This is a genomic window from Natronococcus sp. (assembly GCF_047921035.1).
Lineage (GTDB): Archaea > Halobacteriota > Halobacteria > Halobacteriales > Natrialbaceae > Natronococcus.
Genome location: NZ_JBLRWX010000285.1, coordinates 1 through 500 on the forward strand (window position 1 = coordinate 1; position 500 = coordinate 500).

Consider the following 500-nt stretch of genomic DNA (forward strand, 5'->3'; position numbering starts at 1 on the left):
ACGTCGTTCCGGAACGCTTAACAACGCAACCAGCTTTCTTCCGAGCGCGGGCCGGTGGGGTAGCTTGGTATCCTTCGGCCTTCGGGTGGCCGTAACCTCAGTTCGAATCTGAGCCGGCCCACTTCTCCCGCACCGCCACACCGCGAGCGACAGCGAGCGGTCGGCGGTGCGTGGAGAGTGCATCCAATCAGATTCGAAGTAGAGAAGACGCAGCCCGGAACGGCCGAGCGCACGCGAGGCCGCATGCCCGGAACGTCTTCGCGTGGTGCAAATCCCTGTCCCGGCGCTTTTGCAGCATTTAAATGCTCTTTATATAGTTACTCCGACGATTTATAAGACATACAGAGCGGTATCCCCTATTTATATACTCTCACGCAGTCGGCATTACCGCCCACACGCCTCCCCAGCCGATTCGCTCGGCGCGTCGCGCCTCACTCATCCCTCGCGCGCAGCTCGGCGGGCCCACTCGCATTCGCTCGGGTAGCCCACCGAGCGCGCGC

At 61.8% G+C, this 500-nt stretch carries 1 tRNA gene; it reads left to right on the forward strand.

The features are described from left to right. The first annotated feature begins 48 nt into the window (after window positions 1–48). Window positions 49–121: transfer RNA gene (locus ACNA7R_RS20720), tRNA-Pro, on the forward strand. The last annotated feature ends 379 nt before the right edge of the window (window positions 122–500 follow it).